Below are 16123 nucleotides of genomic sequence, written 5' to 3' on the forward strand. Positions count from 1 at the left end.
TAGTGTTTGCTCCCTCTCCCTGTGGGAGAGGGCTGGGGTGAGGGCATCAAGCCGCACATTTTACAGCTTCGCAAACACCTTACGCGCTGCGTCGATGGTGTTATTGATATCTTCTTCGCTGTGCGCCACGGACATAAAGCCCGCTTCAAACGCTGACGGGGCCAGATACACGCCTTCTACCAGCATCAGGTGGAAGAAGCGTTTGAAGCGTTCCACGTCGCATTTCACCACGTCCTGATAGCAGGTCACGGTTTTCGCCTCGGTGAAGAAAATCCCGAACATCCCGCCGACGTGGTTTACCACCAGCGGAATACCCGCGTCTTCTGCGGCTTCCAGCAGACCGTTTGCCAGCTGCGTCGTCCGGTCCGTCAGGGTTTGGTGGATGCCCGGCTGCGCCACTTCGGTCAGACAGGCAAAGCCCGCCGCCATCGCAATCGGGTTACCGGAGAGCGTACCCGCCTGGTAAACCGGACCGGTTGGCGCCAGTGCGTCCATTACGTCCTTACGGCCGCCAAACGCGCCGACAGGCATGCCGCCGCCAATGATCTTGCCGAGGCAGGTCAGATCCGGCTCGACGCCGTAGTATGACTGCGCCCCCGCCAGTGCGACGCGGAAACCGGTCATCACTTCGTCGATGATCAGCAGCGCGCCGAACTCATCGCACAGTGCGCGCAGGCCCGGCAGGAAGTCAGGCTGCGGTGGGATACAGTTCATGTTGCCCGCCACCGGTTCGACGATAATGCAGGCGATCTCCTGCGGATACTGCTCGAACGCCGCGCGAACGGTGTCCAGATCGTTATAGGTGCAGGTGAGGGTGTGTTTTGCGAAGTCAGCCGGCACGCCCGGAGAGTTAGGCTGACCGAGCGTCAGCGCGCCGGAACCGGCTTTTACCAGCAGGCAGTCGGCGTGGCCATGGTAACAGCCTTCGAACTTGATAATCTTGTCACGGCCGGTAAAGCCGCGCGCCAGACGGATGGCGCTCATGGTCGCTTCCGTACCGGAGTTCACCATACGCACCATGTCCATCGTTGGCACCAGCTCGGTGACCAGCTCCGCCATTTTAACTTCCATCTCGGTTGGCGCGCCGAAGCTCAGGCCGCGCTGAGCGGCTTCAATCACCGCGTTGCGGATCGCCGGGTGGTTGTGGCCCAGTACCATCGGGCCCCAGGAGCCGACGTAATCGACATAGGCTTTACCATCCACATCATACAGATATGCGCCATCCGCACGTTCGATAAACAGCGGGGTGCCACCCACGCCGGTAAAGGCGCGCACCGGTGAGTTTACGCCGCCTGGGATAAGCTCGCGGGCTGCGCTGTAGAGGTTTTCAGACTTGCTCATGGCGTCGTTCCTGGTTCGTAGAAATAAGTTAAGGCAACTATTCTAAGTGATTCGGAAGAGGTTATAAAATTTTTGCCCCTCAGAAGGCTTAACAATTGTTAAGTATTTTTCAGGGGACGAGGGGATTGTCTCTGGTAAAATCCCTGCGGCCATTTGTATGACGAAACAGAAAAGGTAATGAACGAGAACACTCCGTCTTTTGAACAACAGCAGTTTACGCGCGCGAAGCGCCGGGTCAGCATCCGGCGGCTGCTCAACCGTGACAAAACCCCGTTGGCCATTCTGCTGGCAGCTGCCGTTGTGGGCACGCTGGCCGGTCTCGTGGGCGTCGCGTTTGAAAAAGCCGTCAACGCGGTGCTCAACTGGCGCATAGGCACCGTCGCCAGCTTTGCGGATCGGGAATGGCTGGTCTGGGTGTGGGCCTTTGGCCTTTCGGCCCTGTTTGCCATGGTGGGCTATTTCCTGGTACGTAAATTCGCACCCGAAGCGGGCGGCTCGGGGATCCCGGAAATTGAGGGGGCGCTGGAGGAGCTACGCCCGGTTCGCTGGTGGCGGGTACTTCCTGTGAAATTTATCGGCGGGATGGGAACGCTCGGGGCGGGCATGGTGCTCGGTCGGGAAGGGCCAACGGTACAGCTGGGCGGTAACGTCGGGCGCATGGTCGGCGATCTGTTCCGTATGCGCAGCGCCGAAGCACGGCATACGTTGCTGGCGACGGGGGCGGCGGCGGGGCTGTCTGCGGCGTTTAACGCGCCGCTGGCGGGTATCCTGTTTATCATTGAAGAGATGCGCGCCCAGTTCCGCTACAACCTGATCTCCATTAAAGCGGTGTTTACCGGCGTGATTATGTCGAGCATTGTCTTTCGCGTCTTTAATGGCGAAGGGGCGGTGATTGAAGTTGGCAAGCTGACCAATGCGCCGGTCAATACTTTGTGGCTGTATCTGGTTCTTGGGATGATTTTTGGCGTCGTTGGCCCGCTTTTTAACACCCTGATTTTACGGGCTCAGGATATGTTTCAGCGCATCCATGGCGGAAATACCACGAAATGGGTGCTGGTGGGGGGCCTGCTTGGCGGCGTGTGCGGGATCCTCGGCTTCATCGAACCGAACGCGGCGGGCGGCGGTTTCGGCCTGATTCCCATTGCCGCGGCGGGGAATTTCAGCGTGGGGCTGCTGCTGTTTATGTTTATCTCGCGGGTTATCACGACCGTGCTGTGCTTCTCCTCCGGCGCACCGGGCGGCATATTTGCCCCGATGCTGGCGCTGGGAACGCTGCTGGGCACGGCGTTTGGCATGGCGGCAGCGGTTGGCTTCCCTGCCTATCATCTGGACGCGGGGACGTTTGCGGTGGCGGGAATGGGGGCGCTGCTGGCGGCCTCCCTGCGCGCGCCGCTTACCGGGATCGTACTGGTGCTGGAAATGACCGACAATTACCAGCTCATTTTGCCAATGATCATTACCTGTCTCGGCGCGACACTATTAGCCCAATTCCTGGGTGGAAAACCGCTATACTCCACCATTCTTGCCCGTACCCTGGCGAAACAGGAAGCTGAACAGGCCCTGAAGCAGAATACTTGAATGAATTACCAGGGTATTAGATAATGACACAAAGAATTGGGTGATTTTTGCCCAATAGCAGTCGCAGTATTCATGGGAGCATAAGATGAGTGATGACGTAGCGTTGCCGCTGGAATTTACCGAAGCAGCAGCGAAAAAAGTGAAAACCCTGATTGCCGACGAGGACAATCCGGATCTGAAACTGCGTGTTTATATTACCGGCGGCGGCTGTAGTGGCTTCCAGTATGGTTTTACCTTTGACGACCAGGTTAACGATGGTGATATGACTATCGAGAAACAGGGCGTCGCGCTGGTGGTTGATCCGATGAGCCTGCAATATCTGGTGGGCGGTTCAGTGGACTACACTGAAGGTCTGGAAGGTTCGCGCTTTGTGGTGACTAACCCGAATGCGACCAGCACCTGCGGGTGTGGTTCTTCGTTCAGTATTTAAGCCTGAATGCAGATTGTAGGCCCGGTAAGCGAAGCGCTACCGGGCTTATAAACGATACCTATCTTGAATTTTCATCCAGCGCAAAGGTCGGCAGCTTCAGGTGCCAGCGTATCGCCGCTAAACGGATCACCAGCGTGACCACCATCCCCAGCATCGCCGCATTCTCCAGCGGGACAGCAAAGGTGTAATACGCCGTGGCGTGAACGATCCCCCCGATGATACAGGCCGTCGCGTAGATTTCCGTTCGCAGGATCATCGGGACTTCTCGCGCCAGTATGTCGCGAATAATCCCTCCGCCCACGCCGGTTAACACGCCCATACAGATCGCCACCAGCGGGCCAGTCCCGGCAATAAAGGCTTTATTCACGCCTATTCCCACAAAGACCGCCAGACCGACGGCATCCAGCACCGGCAATATCCATTTTGGCAGTCTGCGAGGCTGACGAACCAGCACGATGGTTAACAGGCAGGTGACCATCGCCACCACCAGATCCGTGGGATCTTTTACCCAAAATACCGGGCCATTTGCCAGCGCCATATCGCGGATCGTTCCGCCTCCCACCGCCGTAACGACGCCGAGCACCAGTACGCCAAAAGGATCCATGCGTAGTTTTCCGGCAAGCAAAACGCCGGAGATAGCAAAAACGGCTGTGCCAAGAATATCCAGCCAATACACGAGCATCGTTAAATCCTCGAAGGGGGTATTTATCTGTTTGAGTGACCCTCTGCCAGTTCGGCGCAGAGTTGTTTTGCGGCGAGGATAATACGCGGGCTGGCGCGTTCAAACCAGTCGCTGTTGAGTGCGATGACCGGAATTTTAAGCTGCCGATGCCAGAATTGTTCTATTTTAGGAATCTCGCTCGCATTTCCGACCACCACAATGGCCTGCGGTTGTCGCGCCAGAACCTGCTCACGACTGACCTGGGGCCAGGGGACCCGGCTTTCGGCAAAGATATTTTCACCTCCACAGGTTTCAAGCACCTGGTTCTGGATCGAACCTTTCCCGGTAGTGAACAGCGGCTGGCTGCCAAATTGCAGAAAAACGCGTTGTTTCGGTTGCGTGCCGTATCGGGCTTTTAGCGCGGCATAGTCGTTGAGCATCTGCTGTGCAGCCTGTCCGGCGCGTTGGGGGGTAGGGCTGAAGGGCGCGAGGTCACGGAGGGTTTGCGACACCTGTTCGATGCTCACCGCGTCCACCCATTTAACCGTTATTCCCAGCGAAGAGAGCTGGTTTACCTGCCGTTCGGCATTACCGCCGCGCCAGGCGAGTACCAGATCGGGCTTTAGCGCAACGATGCGTTCCAGATTCATTCCCTGCCAGGTGGCAACCTGTTCGATTTGGGCGGCCTGCGGTGGATAATCGGAAAAGCTGCTCACCGCAACGGGCGTGATCCCGGCGGCAAAAGCCAGTTCCGTATTGGCAGGGGAGAGTGTGATCACCCGCGGCGCGGCGATGAGCCAGGCCGGAGCGAACAGAAGCAGGGCGACCAGCGCCCTGAATGACACCTTACCCACGCGCCAGTTTCTGCACCAGGGTTTCCACCATCACGGTGGACTGCTTGGCCGCAACGGCCAGGAACTCGTCGAAGCTGATGTGGGACTGCTGGTCCGCTACGTCAGAGATCGCGCGAACGACCACGAACGGCACGCTGAAGTTATGGCAAACGTGCGCAATGGCCGTGGCTTCCATCTCGACGGCCACAGCCTGCGGGAAGTTATGACGGATTTTCGCCAGACCAACAGAGCCGTTGATAAAGGCATCGCCGCTGACGATCAGGCCACGCACCGCATTGAGGTTCAGCTCGTTGATGCAGCTTTCAGCGGCGGCAATCAGCTTATCATCCGCTTTAAACCCGGCCGGGCAGCCCGGAAGCTGACCATATTCGTAGCCGAATGCGGTGACGTCTGCATCGTGGTAACGCGCTTCGTCGGAAACCACGATATCGCCCACTTTCAGCGTCGGCGCCAGACCGCCCGCAGAACCTGTATTAATGATAACGTCAGGCTTGCAGCGCTCAAGCAGCAGGGTCGCGCCCAGTGCCGCTGCAACTTTACCGATGCCTGATTTCAGCAGAGCCACGTCAACACCGTTCAGCTGGCCGGTGTAGATCTCACAGCCACCGAGGGAGAGGGTCTGACGGTTCTCAATTTTGTCACGCAGCAGCGTAACTTCTTCTTCCATTGCACCAATAATGCCGATTTTCATAGATTTACTCGCGATGTGCCTTGTTAAGATGCATAGTCTATCATGCGGTTAAGGGGAAACGCATTCTCACGCGGGGGAGCACATGGCACCAATCGATTTTCGCACCAAAATTAACTGGCACCGACGTTTCCGTTCGCCACAGGGCGATAAGAGCGAACATGAGATCCTGCGCATTTTTGAAAGCGATCGCGGACGCATCATCAATTCGCCCGCCATCCGCCGGTTACAGCAAAAAACCCAGGTGTTCCCGCTGGAGCGTAACGCCGCGGTGCGTACGCGGTTAACGCACTCCATGGAAGTGCAGCAGGTGGGGCGCTACATTGCGAAAGAGATCCTCAGCCGCCTTAAAGAGCAACGTCTGCTGGAAACCTACGGACTGGATGAACTGACCGGCCCGTTCGAAAGCATCGTTGAGATGGCCTGCCTGATGCACGATATCGGCAATCCTCCCTTTGGTCATTTCGGCGAGGCCGCCATCAATGACTGGTTTAAACAGCGGCTTTTTCCCTCTGATGCCATAAGCCAGCCGCTCAGCGATGACCGCTGTGTGGTACGCGATTTACGCCTGCGTGAAGGTGAAGATAGCCTGAACGAGCTGCGCCGTAAGGTGCGCCAGGATCTGTGTCATTTCGAAGGTAACGCGCAGGGGATCCGTCTGGTGCACTCCCTGATGCGGATGAATCTGACCTGGGCCCAGGTGGGCTGTATTCTTAAATACACGCGTCCCGCGTGGTGGACCGGAGAAACGCCCGCCACGCATAGCTACCTGATGAAAAAACCGGGCTATTACTTATCGGAAGAAGCATATATCGCGCGGTTGCGTAAAGAACTGTCTCTGACCCCCAATGGCCGTTTTCCATTGACATGGATTATGGAAGCGGCTGATGACATTTCTTATTGCGTGGCCGATCTGGAAGACGCGGTGGAAAAAAGAATATTCAGCGTCGAGGAGCTGTATCAGCATCTTCATGATGCCTGGGGAGAGCATGAAAAAGGTTCTCTGTTTGCGCAGGTCGTCGAGAATGCCTGGGATAAATCGCGTTCAAATTCGCTGAGCCGCAGTACCGAAGATCAGTTCTTTATGTATTTGCGAGTAAACACGCTGAATAAACTGGTGCCGTATGCAGCCGCCCGTTTCATTGATAATTTGCCGATGATATTTAGCGGGGAATTTAATCACGCCCTGCTGGAAGATGAGAGCAGTTTTAGCCAGCTTCTTGAATTATATAAAAACGTGGCTGTCCGCCATGTTTTCAGCCACCCGGATGTCGAACAGCTGGAGCTGCAAGGATACCGGGTTATTAGCGGGTTGCTGGAAATTTATGGCCCGCTGCTCCAGCTGACGGTCGATGATTTTAGCGAGCTGGTCGAAAATGAACGTGTTCGCCGCCTGCCGATTGAATCTCGTCTCTATCAGAAGCTTTCAACGCGCCACCGGCTGGCATACATTGAAGCCGTCAGTAAATTAGATCGTCATTCTTCCCAATGGCCAGTCATGGAATATTATTATCGCTGTCGTCTTATCCAGGACTATATCAGCGGGATGACAGATTTGTATGCCTGGGATGAATACCGCAAGCTTATGGCCGTTGAATAAGCCATGAGTTTTGTAAAGACGACCAATAAATTTTTACTTTTTCCATAAACTTAATCCCGGAACTAAGCGGTATAAAACGAATCTGAGTTACACAGCAATTTTGCGTTATCTGGTAAATCGAGATTGAGAAACATGAAAAAAACCACATTAGCAATGAGTGCACTGGCTCTGAGTTTAGGTTTAGCGCTGTCCCCTCTGGCGACGGCGGCCGAGACAGCTTCCTCGGCAGCGACTGCGCAGCAGATGCCAAGCCTGGCCCCGATGCTCGAAAAAGTGATGCCATCGGTGGTGAGTATTAACGTTGAGGGCAGCACAACCGTCAATACGCCGCGTATGCCGCGTAATTTCCAGCAGTTCTTCGGCGACAATTCGCCATTCTGCCAGGACGGTTCGCCATTCCAGAGCTCCCCGTTCTGTCAGGGCGGCGGTGCAGGGGATGACGGCATGGGCGGCGGCCAGCAGCAGAAATTCATGGCACTCGGCTCGGGCGTGATTATTGATGCAGCCAAAGGCTACGTGGTGACCAATAACCACGTGGTGGATAATGCTAACACCATTAAGGTGCAGATGAGCGATGGCCGTAAATTCGATGCCAAAGTGGTCGGTAAAGACCCGCGCTCCGATATCGCGCTGATTCAAATCCAGGATCCGAAGAACCTGACGGCGATTAAGCTTGCCGACTCTGACGCGCTGCGCGTGGGTGACTACACCGTCGCCATCGGTAACCCGTTTGGTCTGGGCGAAACCGTGACCTCGGGTATCGTCTCGGCGCTGGGACGTAGCGGCCTGAATGCGGAAAACTATGAAAACTTCATCCAGACGGATGCGGCCATTAACCGTGGTAATTCCGGCGGTGCGCTGGTTAACCTGAATGGTGAACTGATCGGTATCAACACCGCTATCCTGGCACCGGACGGTGGCAACATCGGTATCGGCTTTGCTATCCCGAGCAACATGGTGAAAAACCTGACTGCGCAGATGGTGCAATATGGACAGGTGAAACGCGGTGAGCTGGGTATCATGGGTACCGAGCTGAACTCCGAGCTGGCGAAAGCGATGAAAGTAGACGCTCAGCGCGGCGCATTCGTAAGCCAGGTCATGCCGAACTCCTCGGCGGCGAAAGCCGGCATTAAAGCGGGTGACGTGATCACCTCTCTGAACGGTAAACCGATCAGCAGCTTTGCCGCCCTGCGTGCGGAAGTGGGTTCTATGCCAATCGGCAGTAAAGTGACCCTCGGCCTGCTGCGTGAAGGTAAGCCGGTTAACGTGAGCCTGGAACTGCAACAGAGCAGTCAGAATCAGGTGGATTCCAGCACCATCTTCAGCGGTATTGAAGGTGCTGAGATGAGCAACAAAGGGGCAGATAAAGGCGTGGTGGTGAACAACGTGAAAGCGAACTCACCTGCTGCCCGTATCGGCCTGAAAAAAGGTGATGTGATCATGGGCGCTAACCAGCAGCCGGTGAAAAACATCGCTGAACTGCGCAAAATTCTCGACAGCAAGCCGTCCGTGCTGGCACTGAATATTCAGCGTGGTGATACTTCTATTTATCTCCTGATGCAGTAATCATCTTAAGCCCCTGTTCGCAGGGGCTTTCTCGTTTCTGTGACCTTTCCCACAACTCCATACATCTCTCTCTGCCTTTGGGCATCTGCACAATGCAGCCTTAGCTGAACTTCCCTATGCTTGAGCTCTGCTCACGGGAGGGTTTTATGGCTGGCTGGCATCTTGATACCAAAATGGCGCAGGATATCGTGGCGCGAACCATGCGCATCATTGATACCAATATCAACGTAATGGATGCCCGTGGGCGCATTATCGGCAGCGGCGATCGTGAGCGTATTGGGGAATTGCACGAAGGGGCGTTGCTGGTGCTCTCTCAGGGGCGCGTGGTCGACATCGATGACGCCGTGGCGAAACATCTGCACGGGGTTCGTCAGGGGATCAACCTGCCGCTGCGTCTGGAAGGAGAGATTGTTGGCGTTATCGGTCTGACCGGCGATCCTGAATCGCTGCGTAAATACGGTGAGCTGGTCTGCATGACGGCGGAGATGATGCTGGAGCAGTCGCGTCTGATGCACCTGCTCGCCCAGGACAGCCGCCTGCGCGAAGAGCTGGTGATGAATTTGATTCAGGCGGAGGAGCATACGCCTGCCCTGAGCGAGTGGGCGCAGCGTCTGGGTATCGACCTGAATCAGCCGCGCGTGGTTGCCGTTATTGAGGTGGATAGCGGCCAGCTTGGCGTGGACAGCGCCATGGTGGAACTACAGCAGCTGCAAAACATGCTGGCGACGCCGGAGCGTAACAACCTGGTGGCAATCGTCTCTTTAACGGAAATGGTGGTGCTCAAGCCTGCGCTTAATCAGTTTGGCCGCTGGGACGCGGAAGATCATCGTCGCCGCGTTGAGCTGCTCATCGAGCGCATGAAGGAGAACGGACAGCTCCGTTTTCGCGTCGCGCTGGGAAATTACTTTACCGGGCCGGGGAGTATAGCCCGTTCATGGCGAACGGCGCGCACCACCATGATGGTGGGTAAACAGCGCATGCCGGAGAGCCGCAGTTATTTCTATCAGGATCTGATGCTGCCGGTCCTGCTCGACAGCCTGCGCGGTGGCTGGCAGGCCAACGAGCTGGCGCGCCCGCTGGTGCGTCTGAAAGCGATGGACAACAACGGGCTGCTGCGCCGCACGTTGCAGGCGTGGTTCCGGCATAACGTGCAGCCGCTGGCAACGTCAAAAGCGCTGTTTATTCACCGTAATACGCTGGAGTATCGGCTTAACCGGATCTCGGAACTGACGGGGCTGGATTTAGGGAATTTTGACGACCGGCTACTGCTGTATGTGGCGTTGCAGCTGGATGAGCAGAGATAAGGTTGTGTACGGTTTTCACCCTCTCCCTGTGGGAGAGGGCCGGGGTGAGGGCATCAGACTGCACCGGAATAACTTATTTCCGCGTCAATTTCTCAAGATCCGCTTCAATCTCGCTGATCTTATTGGTGACTACGCTTTCCAGGTGACGCAGGTCGTCAAGGATCTTACGTTTCAGATCGACTTCGCTGCGATCGCGCTGGCAGATTTGATCGAGTTCGTCGATCACGTAGCGCAGGTTAGGGCTGATTTCCTGTACTTCTTTATATCCCTGACCGATACCGTCAGCGACAACGGTCTTACGCTGGCGAGGGTATTTAAACTTCACGCTTTTGGCGAAGAACTCTCCTTTGTCCTTGTGAAAATAGATTTTCAAAATATCGTTATTGGCTTCCTGGCGAAGACTATAACGATCAATTTCATCAGGATTGGTAATGCCCAGACTTTTCAGATTATCGTACATAGCGGTACCCTTGATCTCAACATAACCTATGAATAATTAACGAAAAAATCTATTTTCGCCACCTTCGGATATAAAAAAAGCGGGGTTGCCCCCGCTTTTTGTTATACCCGATTAATCGATGGTGCGCAGCAGTTCATTGATGCCTACTTTACCGCGCGTTTTCGCGTCCACTTTTTTCACGATGACCGCGCAATACAGGCTGTATTTGCCATCTTTAGACGGCAGGTTGCCGGAAACCACAACGGAACCGGCTGGAACGCGGCCGTAGTGAATTTCACCGGTTTCGCGATCGTAAATACGGGTGCTCTGGCCAATGTACACGCCCATGGAGATCACAGAACCTTCTTCGACGATCACGCCTTCAACCACTTCGGAACGTGCGCCGATGAAGCAGTTGTCTTCGATGATGGTTGGGTTAGCCTGAAGTGGCTCAAGAACGCCACCGATGCCCACGCCGCCGGACAGGTGAACGTTTTTACCGATCTGCGCGCAGGAGCCGACGGTAGCCCAGGTGTCCACCATGGTGCCTTCGTCAACGTAGGCGCCGATGTTCACGTAGGATGGCATCAGCACGGTGTTGCGTGCGATGAATGCCCCCTGACGAACGGCTGCCGGTGGTACTACGCGGAAGCCCTCTTTCTGAAAGCGCGCTTCGTCGTAATCCGCAAATTTCATTGGCACTTTATCGAAGTAGCGGCTTTCTGCTCCGTCGATAACCTGGTTATCGTTGATGCGGAAAGAGAGCAGCACAGCTTTCTTCAGCCATTGATGAGTAACCCACTGACCGTCGATTTTTTCTGCCACGCGCAGCGCGCCGGAATCCAGCAGGGAAATAACCTGGTTTACCGCTTCACGGGTCACGGTATCCACATTTGCCGGAGTGATGTCGGCGCGACGCTCAAAAGCGGACTCAATAACGTTCTGTAACTGCTGCATTGTTTACTCTTTCCATTTCACTAAAAAACACGTCACCCTTTATCGTTTGGATTGAGGGCTGCTGTCAACCGTTGTTGCACTTCAAGTTGCAGGTCATTATTAAGGGCACGCCGGTCGGCTGTCGCGATTATAAATAAATCTTCTACTCGTTCGCCAATCGTTGTAATTCGGGCGCCGTGAAGCGAAATTCCCAGATCGGCAAAAACCTGGCCGACGCGGGCGAGTAGCCCTGGCTGGTCGAGCGCAATCAGCTCAAGGAACGATTTACGGTCGGTATGGGTCGGCAGGAAATTGACCTCGGTATCGACGGTAAAGTGGCGCAGTTTTGCCGCCTGACGGCGCGGCTGCGGAGGTTGCCAGCTGCGCTGCGTAATCGCCTGCTCAAGGCCAAAGCGTATCCCCTCATGCCTGTCCGACGACAGCGGGCTGCCGTCCGGCTCCAGCACAATAAAGGTGTCCATCGCCATGCCGTCGCGGGTGGTAAAAATCTGCGCGTCGTGAACGCTCAGGTTACGCCTGTCCAGCTCGGCACAGACCGCTGCAAACAAATAAGGCCGGTCCGGGCTCCAGATAAAGATCTCCGTCCCGCCGCGTGTGGCCTGCGGGCTAAGCAGAATCATCGGTTTCGTCAGGTCGTGCTTCAGCAGATGCCGGGCGTGCCAGGCAAGCTGGTTTGGGCTGTGGCGTACAAAGTAGTTGGCGCGACAGCGCGCCCAAATCTGATGCAGCGCCTCTTCATTGATGTTATCCATGCGCAGCAGGGCCAGCGCTTGCAACTGGTGATGGCGCACACGCTCGCGCATGTCCGGGGTATTCTGCATCCCGCGACGCAGCTGTTTTTCGGTGGCGAAGTACAGCTCGCGCAGCAGGCTCTGCTTCCAGCTGTTCCACAGGGTTTCGTTGGTGGCGCAGATATCGGCTACCGTCAGGCAGACCAGGTAGCGCAGGCGATTCTCCGTTTGCACTTCCTCGGCGAACTGCTTGATCACTTCCGGATCCTGAATATCACGACGCTGAGCGGTAACCGACATCAGCAGATGATGGCGAACCAGCCAGGCGATAAGCTGCGTTTCACGCGAGTTCAGGCCGTGCAGCTCGGCAAATTTCAGCACGTCCTGGGCACCGAGTACGGAGTGGTCGCCGCCGCGACCTTTGGCGATATCATGGAACAGAGCAGCGATCAGGATCAGCTCCGGGTGTGCCAGACGTGGCCACAGATCAACGCACAGCGGATGGCGGGATCGCGTCTCTTCTTTAGCGAAACTTTCCAGCTTCAGCATGACGCGGATCGTGTGCTCATCCACCGTATAGGCGTGAAACAGGTCGAACTGCATCTGCCCGACAATATGCGACCACTGAGGCATATAGGCCCACAGCACGCTGTGACGGTGCATTGGCAGCAGTCCGCGGCTGACGGCGCCCGGATGACGAAGCATCCTCAGGAACAACGAGCGCGCCTCCGGGATGTAACACAGCGGCTGCTTCAGATGACGCCGTGCATGGCGCAGATGACGCAGGGTAGTGGAGTAGATCCCGGTGATCGTGCTGTTGCGCACCATGGTATAGAACATTCGCAGGATCGCTTCCGGTTCGCGAATGAACAGCGTTTCGTCGCGCAGATCGATCAGCGTGCCGCGCAGCTGAAATTCGTCATCAATCGGACGCGGTTTTTCGTCAGCCGTCAGCGCGAGGATCGCCTCATCGAACAGCTGTAACAGCATCTGGTTCAGCTCAGAGACGCGGCGGGTGACGCGGAAGAAATCCTTCATCATTTGCTCGACCGGCTCGTTGCCCTCGCCCTGGTAATTCAGGCGCTGCGCCACGCTGAGCTGTCGGTCAAACAGCAGGCGGTTATCGTAGCGGGTGACTTCCAGGTGCAGGGCAAAACGGATGCGCCACAGCAGATGCAGACACTCATTGAGTTCGTTACGTTCGGCTTCGGTCAGAAAACCAAACCCGACCATTTCGTCCAGCGATGTTGCCCCAAAATGGCGACGGGCGACCCATTGCAGCGTGTGGATATCGCGCAGGCCACCGGGGCTGCTTTTAATGTCCGGTTCGAGATTATAGCTGGTACCGTGATAGCGCTGGTGGCGCTGGTTTTGTTCTTCGACTTTCGCAGCGAAGAATTTTTCCGAAGGCCAGAAGCCGTCGCTAAAGATGTGCTTTTGCAGTTCGAGGAACAGCGCCACGTCGCCAATCAGGAGGCGGGTTTCAATCAGGTTGGTGGCGACGGTCAGGTCAGATAACCCTTCCAGCAGACACTCTTCCAGCGTGCGTACGCTGTGGCCCACTTCCAGCTTTACGTCCCAGAGCAGGGTCAACAGTTCACCGATTTTCTGCGCCCGATCGTCCGGCAGTTTTTTACGGCTTAAGATCAGCAGGTCGATATCAGAGAGCGGATGCAGTTCACCCCGGCCATAGCCGCCAACAGCAACCAGCGCGACGTCGCTCACCTGTCCGAAACCGTAGTCGATCCAGAGACGTTGCAGGAGCTGGTCGATAAATTCGGTGCGCGCTTCAATGAGCTGCTCGGCCGAAACGCCTGCGTCAAATGCGCTTCCCAGCCAGCGATGGAAAACCTCCATGTGGGCTTTGATATGCGCGCAGGTCAGTTCATGCGGTGGCCAGACGCCCGGGTTATCAGGCTGGTCGGGGAGGGTGGGAAGTGCTGTGTTAGCATACTGTTCGGGTAAGAGATTACTCATCGTGCGCCACCCATAAGAAAAAGCTATCGCCATTAAAAAAGCCGGCATTCGCCGGCTTCTTATCACTCAATGTTCGTCAGTATCGCCGGGATGGTGTCATCCTTGCGCAACGTCATAATTTCGCAGCCGTTGTCTGTAACCACAATAGTATGCTCGTACTGGGCAGACAAGCTTCTGTCTTTGGTTTTTACCGTCCAGCCATCTTTCATGGTACGGATGCGGTAATCACCCGCGTTGACCATTGGCTCGATCGTGAAGGTCATGCCCTTTTGCAGCACTACGCCGCCGTCGTCTGCATCGTAGTGCAGAACCTGCGGTTCTTCATGGAACACACGACCAATACCGTGACCGCAATATTCGCGCACCACGGAGAAACCTTCCGCTTCCACAAATTTCTGGATTGCGGCGCCGATGGTGCGCAGGCGGATGCCCGGCTTCACCATTTTCAGCGCCAGGTAGAGGCTCTCTTGCGTTACTTTGCACAGACGCTCGCCCAGAATCGTTGGCTTGCCAACGATGAACATCTTAGAGGTGTCGCCGTGGTAGTCGTCTTTGATGACGGTCACGTCGATGTTGACGATGTCGCCATCTTTCAGCAGCTTCTCGTCATCCGGAATGCCGTGGCAAACCACTTCATTAATAGAGATGCAGACGGATTTCGGGAAACCGTGATAGCCAAGGCAGGCGGAGACCGCGTGCTGTTCGTTGACGATATAGTCGTTACAGATGCGATCCAGTTCGCCAGTGCTGACGCCCGGTTTCACAAACGGCTCAATCATTTCCAGCACGTCCGCGGCCAGACGACCGGCGACGCGCATCTTTTCAATTTCTTCAGGTGTCTTAATAGAGATAGCCATGTAATCTGTCCATCGGTGTCGATTTTTTCGACAATACTAGTGTAAGTGTTGTCAATGGTATCAGTCAGGCGCACCCCGTGCCAAATTGAGAATCATTAACAGCACACTCCGCCAACAATTATTGGTTTCTGGCCGTGTTTTGTGATATAAAGCGCGCCGGACTTCCGATCCATCTCAGATACACAGGCTGGACGGGAGCGACAAATCTCACTTTGTGTAACAACACACACGTATCGGCACATATTCCGGGGTGCCCTTCGGGGTCGGTAATATGGGATACGTGGAGGCATAACCCCAACTTTCAATATAGAGGTTTTAAACATGGCAACTGTTTCCATGCGCGACATGCTCAAGGCTGGTGTTCACTTCGGTCACCAGACCCGTTACTGGAACCCGAAAATGAAGCCTTTCATCTTCGGCGCACGTAACAAAGTTCACATCATCAACCTTGAGAAGACTGTACCAATGTTCAACGAAGCCCTGACTGAGCTGAACAAGATCTCTTCCCGTAAAGGTAAGATTCTGTTCGTTGGTACTAAGCGCGCTGCAAGCGAAGCTGTGAAAGATGCTGCTAACAGCTGCGACCAGTTCTTCGTGAACCATCGCTGGTTGGGCGGCATGCTGACCAACTGGAAAACTGTTCGTCAGTCCATCAAGCGCCTGAAAGATCTGGAAACCCAGTCTCAGGACGGTACTTTCGATAAGCTGACTAAGAAAGAAGCGCTGATGCGCACTCGTGAACTGGACAAGCTGGAAAACAGCCTGGGCGGTATCAAAGATATGGGCGGCCTGCCAGACGCGCTGTTCGTAATCGATGCAGACCACGAGCACATCGCAATCAAAGAAGCTAACAACCTGGGTATCCCGGTATTCGCTATCGTTGATACCAACTCCGATCCGGACGGTGTTGACTTCGTTATCCCGGGTAACGACGACGCAATCCGTGCTGTTAGCCTGTACCTGAGCGCTGTAGCTGCTACCGTTCGTGAAGGCCGTTCCCAGGATCTGGCTTCTCAGGCGGAAGAAAGCTTCGTAGAAGCTGAATAATAAGGTTTTACCCCTTATTAGTACCGTGTATGAATAGGGGCCCATTATCGGCCCCTTTTTTCAATTTATACTGTTTGGCTCCCGGCCGGGCAG

Annotated in this window: 14 protein-coding genes; 6 read left to right on the plus strand and 8 right to left on the minus strand. The window is 55.5% G+C overall.

What is annotated here, in order from left to right; translation table 11 throughout:
- Positions 1-60 precede the first annotated feature (60 nt).
- Entirely contained in the window at positions 61-1341 is a 1281-nt protein-coding gene (hemL, locus tag SK53_RS16710) for a glutamate-1-semialdehyde 2,1-aminomutase (RefSeq protein ID WP_032608536.1), read from the minus strand.
- 177 nt (positions 1342-1518) lie between these two features.
- On the opposite strand from hemL, the gene clcA reads away from it, so the two are divergent.
- Together clcA and erpA are read left to right on the plus strand one after the other, a co-directional pair.
- Positions 1519-2919, plus strand: coding sequence for a H(+)/Cl(-) exchange transporter ClcA (gene clcA / locus SK53_RS16715; RefSeq protein WP_032608537.1), 1401 nt, complete (start codon positions 1519-1521; stop codon positions 2917-2919).
- Positions 2920-3004: 85 nt separating this feature from the next.
- Positions 3005-3349 (plus strand): iron-sulfur cluster insertion protein ErpA, encoded by a 345-nt coding sequence (erpA, locus tag SK53_RS16720; RefSeq protein ID WP_003856230.1) that lies wholly within the window; start codon positions 3005-3007, stop codon positions 3347-3349.
- Between the two features lie 58 nt (positions 3350-3407).
- Here the strand turns inward: erpA and SK53_RS16725 are convergent, their stop codons facing one another.
- From SK53_RS16725 to mtnN, 3 genes are read right to left on the minus strand one after another with little or no spacing between them, the layout of a single operon-like run.
- The gene (locus tag SK53_RS16725) at positions 3408-4031 is read right to left on the minus strand and encodes a TRIC cation channel family protein (RefSeq protein WP_003856227.1); all 624 of its coding nucleotides are present in this window, start codon (positions 4029-4031) and stop codon (positions 3408-3410) included.
- A 23-nt stretch (positions 4032-4054) separates the two neighbouring features.
- Positions 4055-4864, minus strand: a complete 810-nt coding sequence (btuF, locus tag SK53_RS16730; RefSeq protein ID WP_048209807.1) for a vitamin B12 ABC transporter substrate-binding protein BtuF — start codon at positions 4862-4864, stop codon at positions 4055-4057.
- Positions 4857-5555, minus strand: coding sequence for a 5'-methylthioadenosine/S-adenosylhomocysteine nucleosidase (gene mtnN / locus SK53_RS16735; RefSeq protein ID WP_003856223.1), 699 nt, complete (start codon positions 5553-5555; stop codon positions 4857-4859). The genes btuF and mtnN overlap by 8 nt, the downstream gene beginning before the upstream one ends.
- Before the next feature lie 82 nt (positions 5556-5637).
- On the opposite strand from mtnN, the gene dgt reads away from it, so the two are divergent.
- From dgt to SK53_RS16750, 3 genes are all read left to right on the plus strand, one after another.
- Complete coding sequence (gene dgt / locus SK53_RS16740; RefSeq protein ID WP_048209808.1) at positions 5638-7152, plus strand: dGTPase; 1515 nt, start codon at positions 5638-5640, stop codon at positions 7150-7152.
- 132 nt (positions 7153-7284) lie between these two features.
- Complete coding sequence (gene degP, locus SK53_RS16745) at positions 7285-8718, plus strand: serine endoprotease DegP (protein ID WP_003856219.1); 1434 nt, start codon at positions 7285-7287, stop codon at positions 8716-8718.
- A gap of 146 nt (positions 8719-8864) precedes the next feature.
- Entirely contained in the window at positions 8865-10022 is a 1158-nt protein-coding gene (locus SK53_RS16750) for a CdaR family transcriptional regulator (RefSeq protein ID WP_003856217.1), read from the plus strand.
- Between the two features lie 73 nt (positions 10023-10095).
- On the opposite strand, the gene SK53_RS16755 is transcribed toward SK53_RS16750, so the two are convergent.
- From SK53_RS16755 to map, 4 genes are all read right to left on the minus strand, one after another.
- Complete coding sequence (locus SK53_RS16755) at positions 10096-10482, minus strand: DUF3461 family protein (protein ID WP_003856216.1); 387 nt, start codon at positions 10480-10482, stop codon at positions 10096-10098.
- A 111-nt stretch (positions 10483-10593) separates the two neighbouring features.
- On the minus strand, positions 10594-11418 hold the full coding sequence (dapD, locus tag SK53_RS16760) for a 2,3,4,5-tetrahydropyridine-2,6-dicarboxylate N-succinyltransferase (RefSeq protein WP_003856214.1): 825 nt from the start codon (positions 11416-11418) through the stop codon (positions 10594-10596).
- 32 nt (positions 11419-11450) lie between these two features.
- Positions 11451-14126, minus strand: a complete 2676-nt coding sequence (gene glnD / locus SK53_RS16765; protein ID WP_048209819.1) for a bifunctional uridylyltransferase/uridylyl-removing protein GlnD — start codon at positions 14124-14126, stop codon at positions 11451-11453.
- A 62-nt stretch (positions 14127-14188) separates the two neighbouring features.
- Complete coding sequence (gene map / locus SK53_RS16770; RefSeq protein WP_003856208.1) at positions 14189-14983, minus strand: type I methionyl aminopeptidase; 795 nt, start codon at positions 14981-14983, stop codon at positions 14189-14191.
- Between the two features lie 321 nt (positions 14984-15304).
- On the opposite strand from map, the gene rpsB reads away from it, so the two are divergent.
- Complete coding sequence (gene rpsB / locus SK53_RS16775) at positions 15305-16030, plus strand: 30S ribosomal protein S2 (RefSeq protein ID WP_048209809.1); 726 nt, start codon at positions 15305-15307, stop codon at positions 16028-16030.
- Positions 16031-16123 lie beyond the last annotated feature (93 nt).

Origin of the sequence: Enterobacter sp. MGH119, assembly GCF_001037675.1 — a bacterium.
Classification (GTDB): Bacteria; Pseudomonadota; Gammaproteobacteria; order Enterobacterales; family Enterobacteriaceae; genus Enterobacter; species Enterobacter hormaechei_C.

Bases quoted from the DNA above. Each gene is read 5' to 3' on its own strand.
- mtnN (WP_003856223.1), bottom strand. From the start codon at position 5,555: ATGAAAATCGGCATTATTGGTGCAATGGAAGAAGAAGTTACGCTGCTG.
- dgt (WP_048209808.1), top strand. From the start codon at position 5,638: ATGGCACCAATCGATTTTCGCACCAAAATTAACTGGCACCGACGTTTC.
- clcA (WP_032608537.1), top strand. From the start codon at position 1,519: ATGAACGAGAACACTCCGTCTTTTGAACAACAGCAGTTTACGCGCGCG.
- hemL (WP_032608536.1), bottom strand. From the start codon at position 1,341: ATGAGCAAGTCTGAAAACCTCTACAGCGCAGCCCGCGAGCTTATCCCA.
- SK53_RS16725 (WP_003856227.1), bottom strand. From the start codon at position 4,031: ATGCTCGTGTATTGGCTGGATATTCTTGGCACAGCCGTTTTTGCTATC.
- map (WP_003856208.1), bottom strand. From the start codon at position 14,983: ATGGCTATCTCTATTAAGACACCTGAAGAAATTGAAAAGATGCGCGTC.
- SK53_RS16755 (WP_003856216.1), bottom strand. From the start codon at position 10,482: ATGTACGATAATCTGAAAAGTCTGGGCATTACCAATCCTGATGAAATT.
- SK53_RS16750 (WP_003856217.1), top strand. From the start codon at position 8,865: ATGGCTGGCTGGCATCTTGATACCAAAATGGCGCAGGATATCGTGGCG.
- dapD (WP_003856214.1), bottom strand. From the start codon at position 11,418: ATGCAGCAGTTACAGAACGTTATTGAGTCCGCTTTTGAGCGTCGCGCC.
- rpsB (WP_048209809.1), top strand. From the start codon at position 15,305: ATGGCAACTGTTTCCATGCGCGACATGCTCAAGGCTGGTGTTCACTTC.
- erpA (WP_003856230.1), top strand. From the start codon at position 3,005: ATGAGTGATGACGTAGCGTTGCCGCTGGAATTTACCGAAGCAGCAGCG.
- degP (WP_003856219.1), top strand. From the start codon at position 7,285: ATGAAAAAAACCACATTAGCAATGAGTGCACTGGCTCTGAGTTTAGGT.
- glnD (WP_048209819.1), bottom strand. From the start codon at position 14,126: ATGAGTAATCTCTTACCCGAACAGTATGCTAACACAGCACTTCCCACC.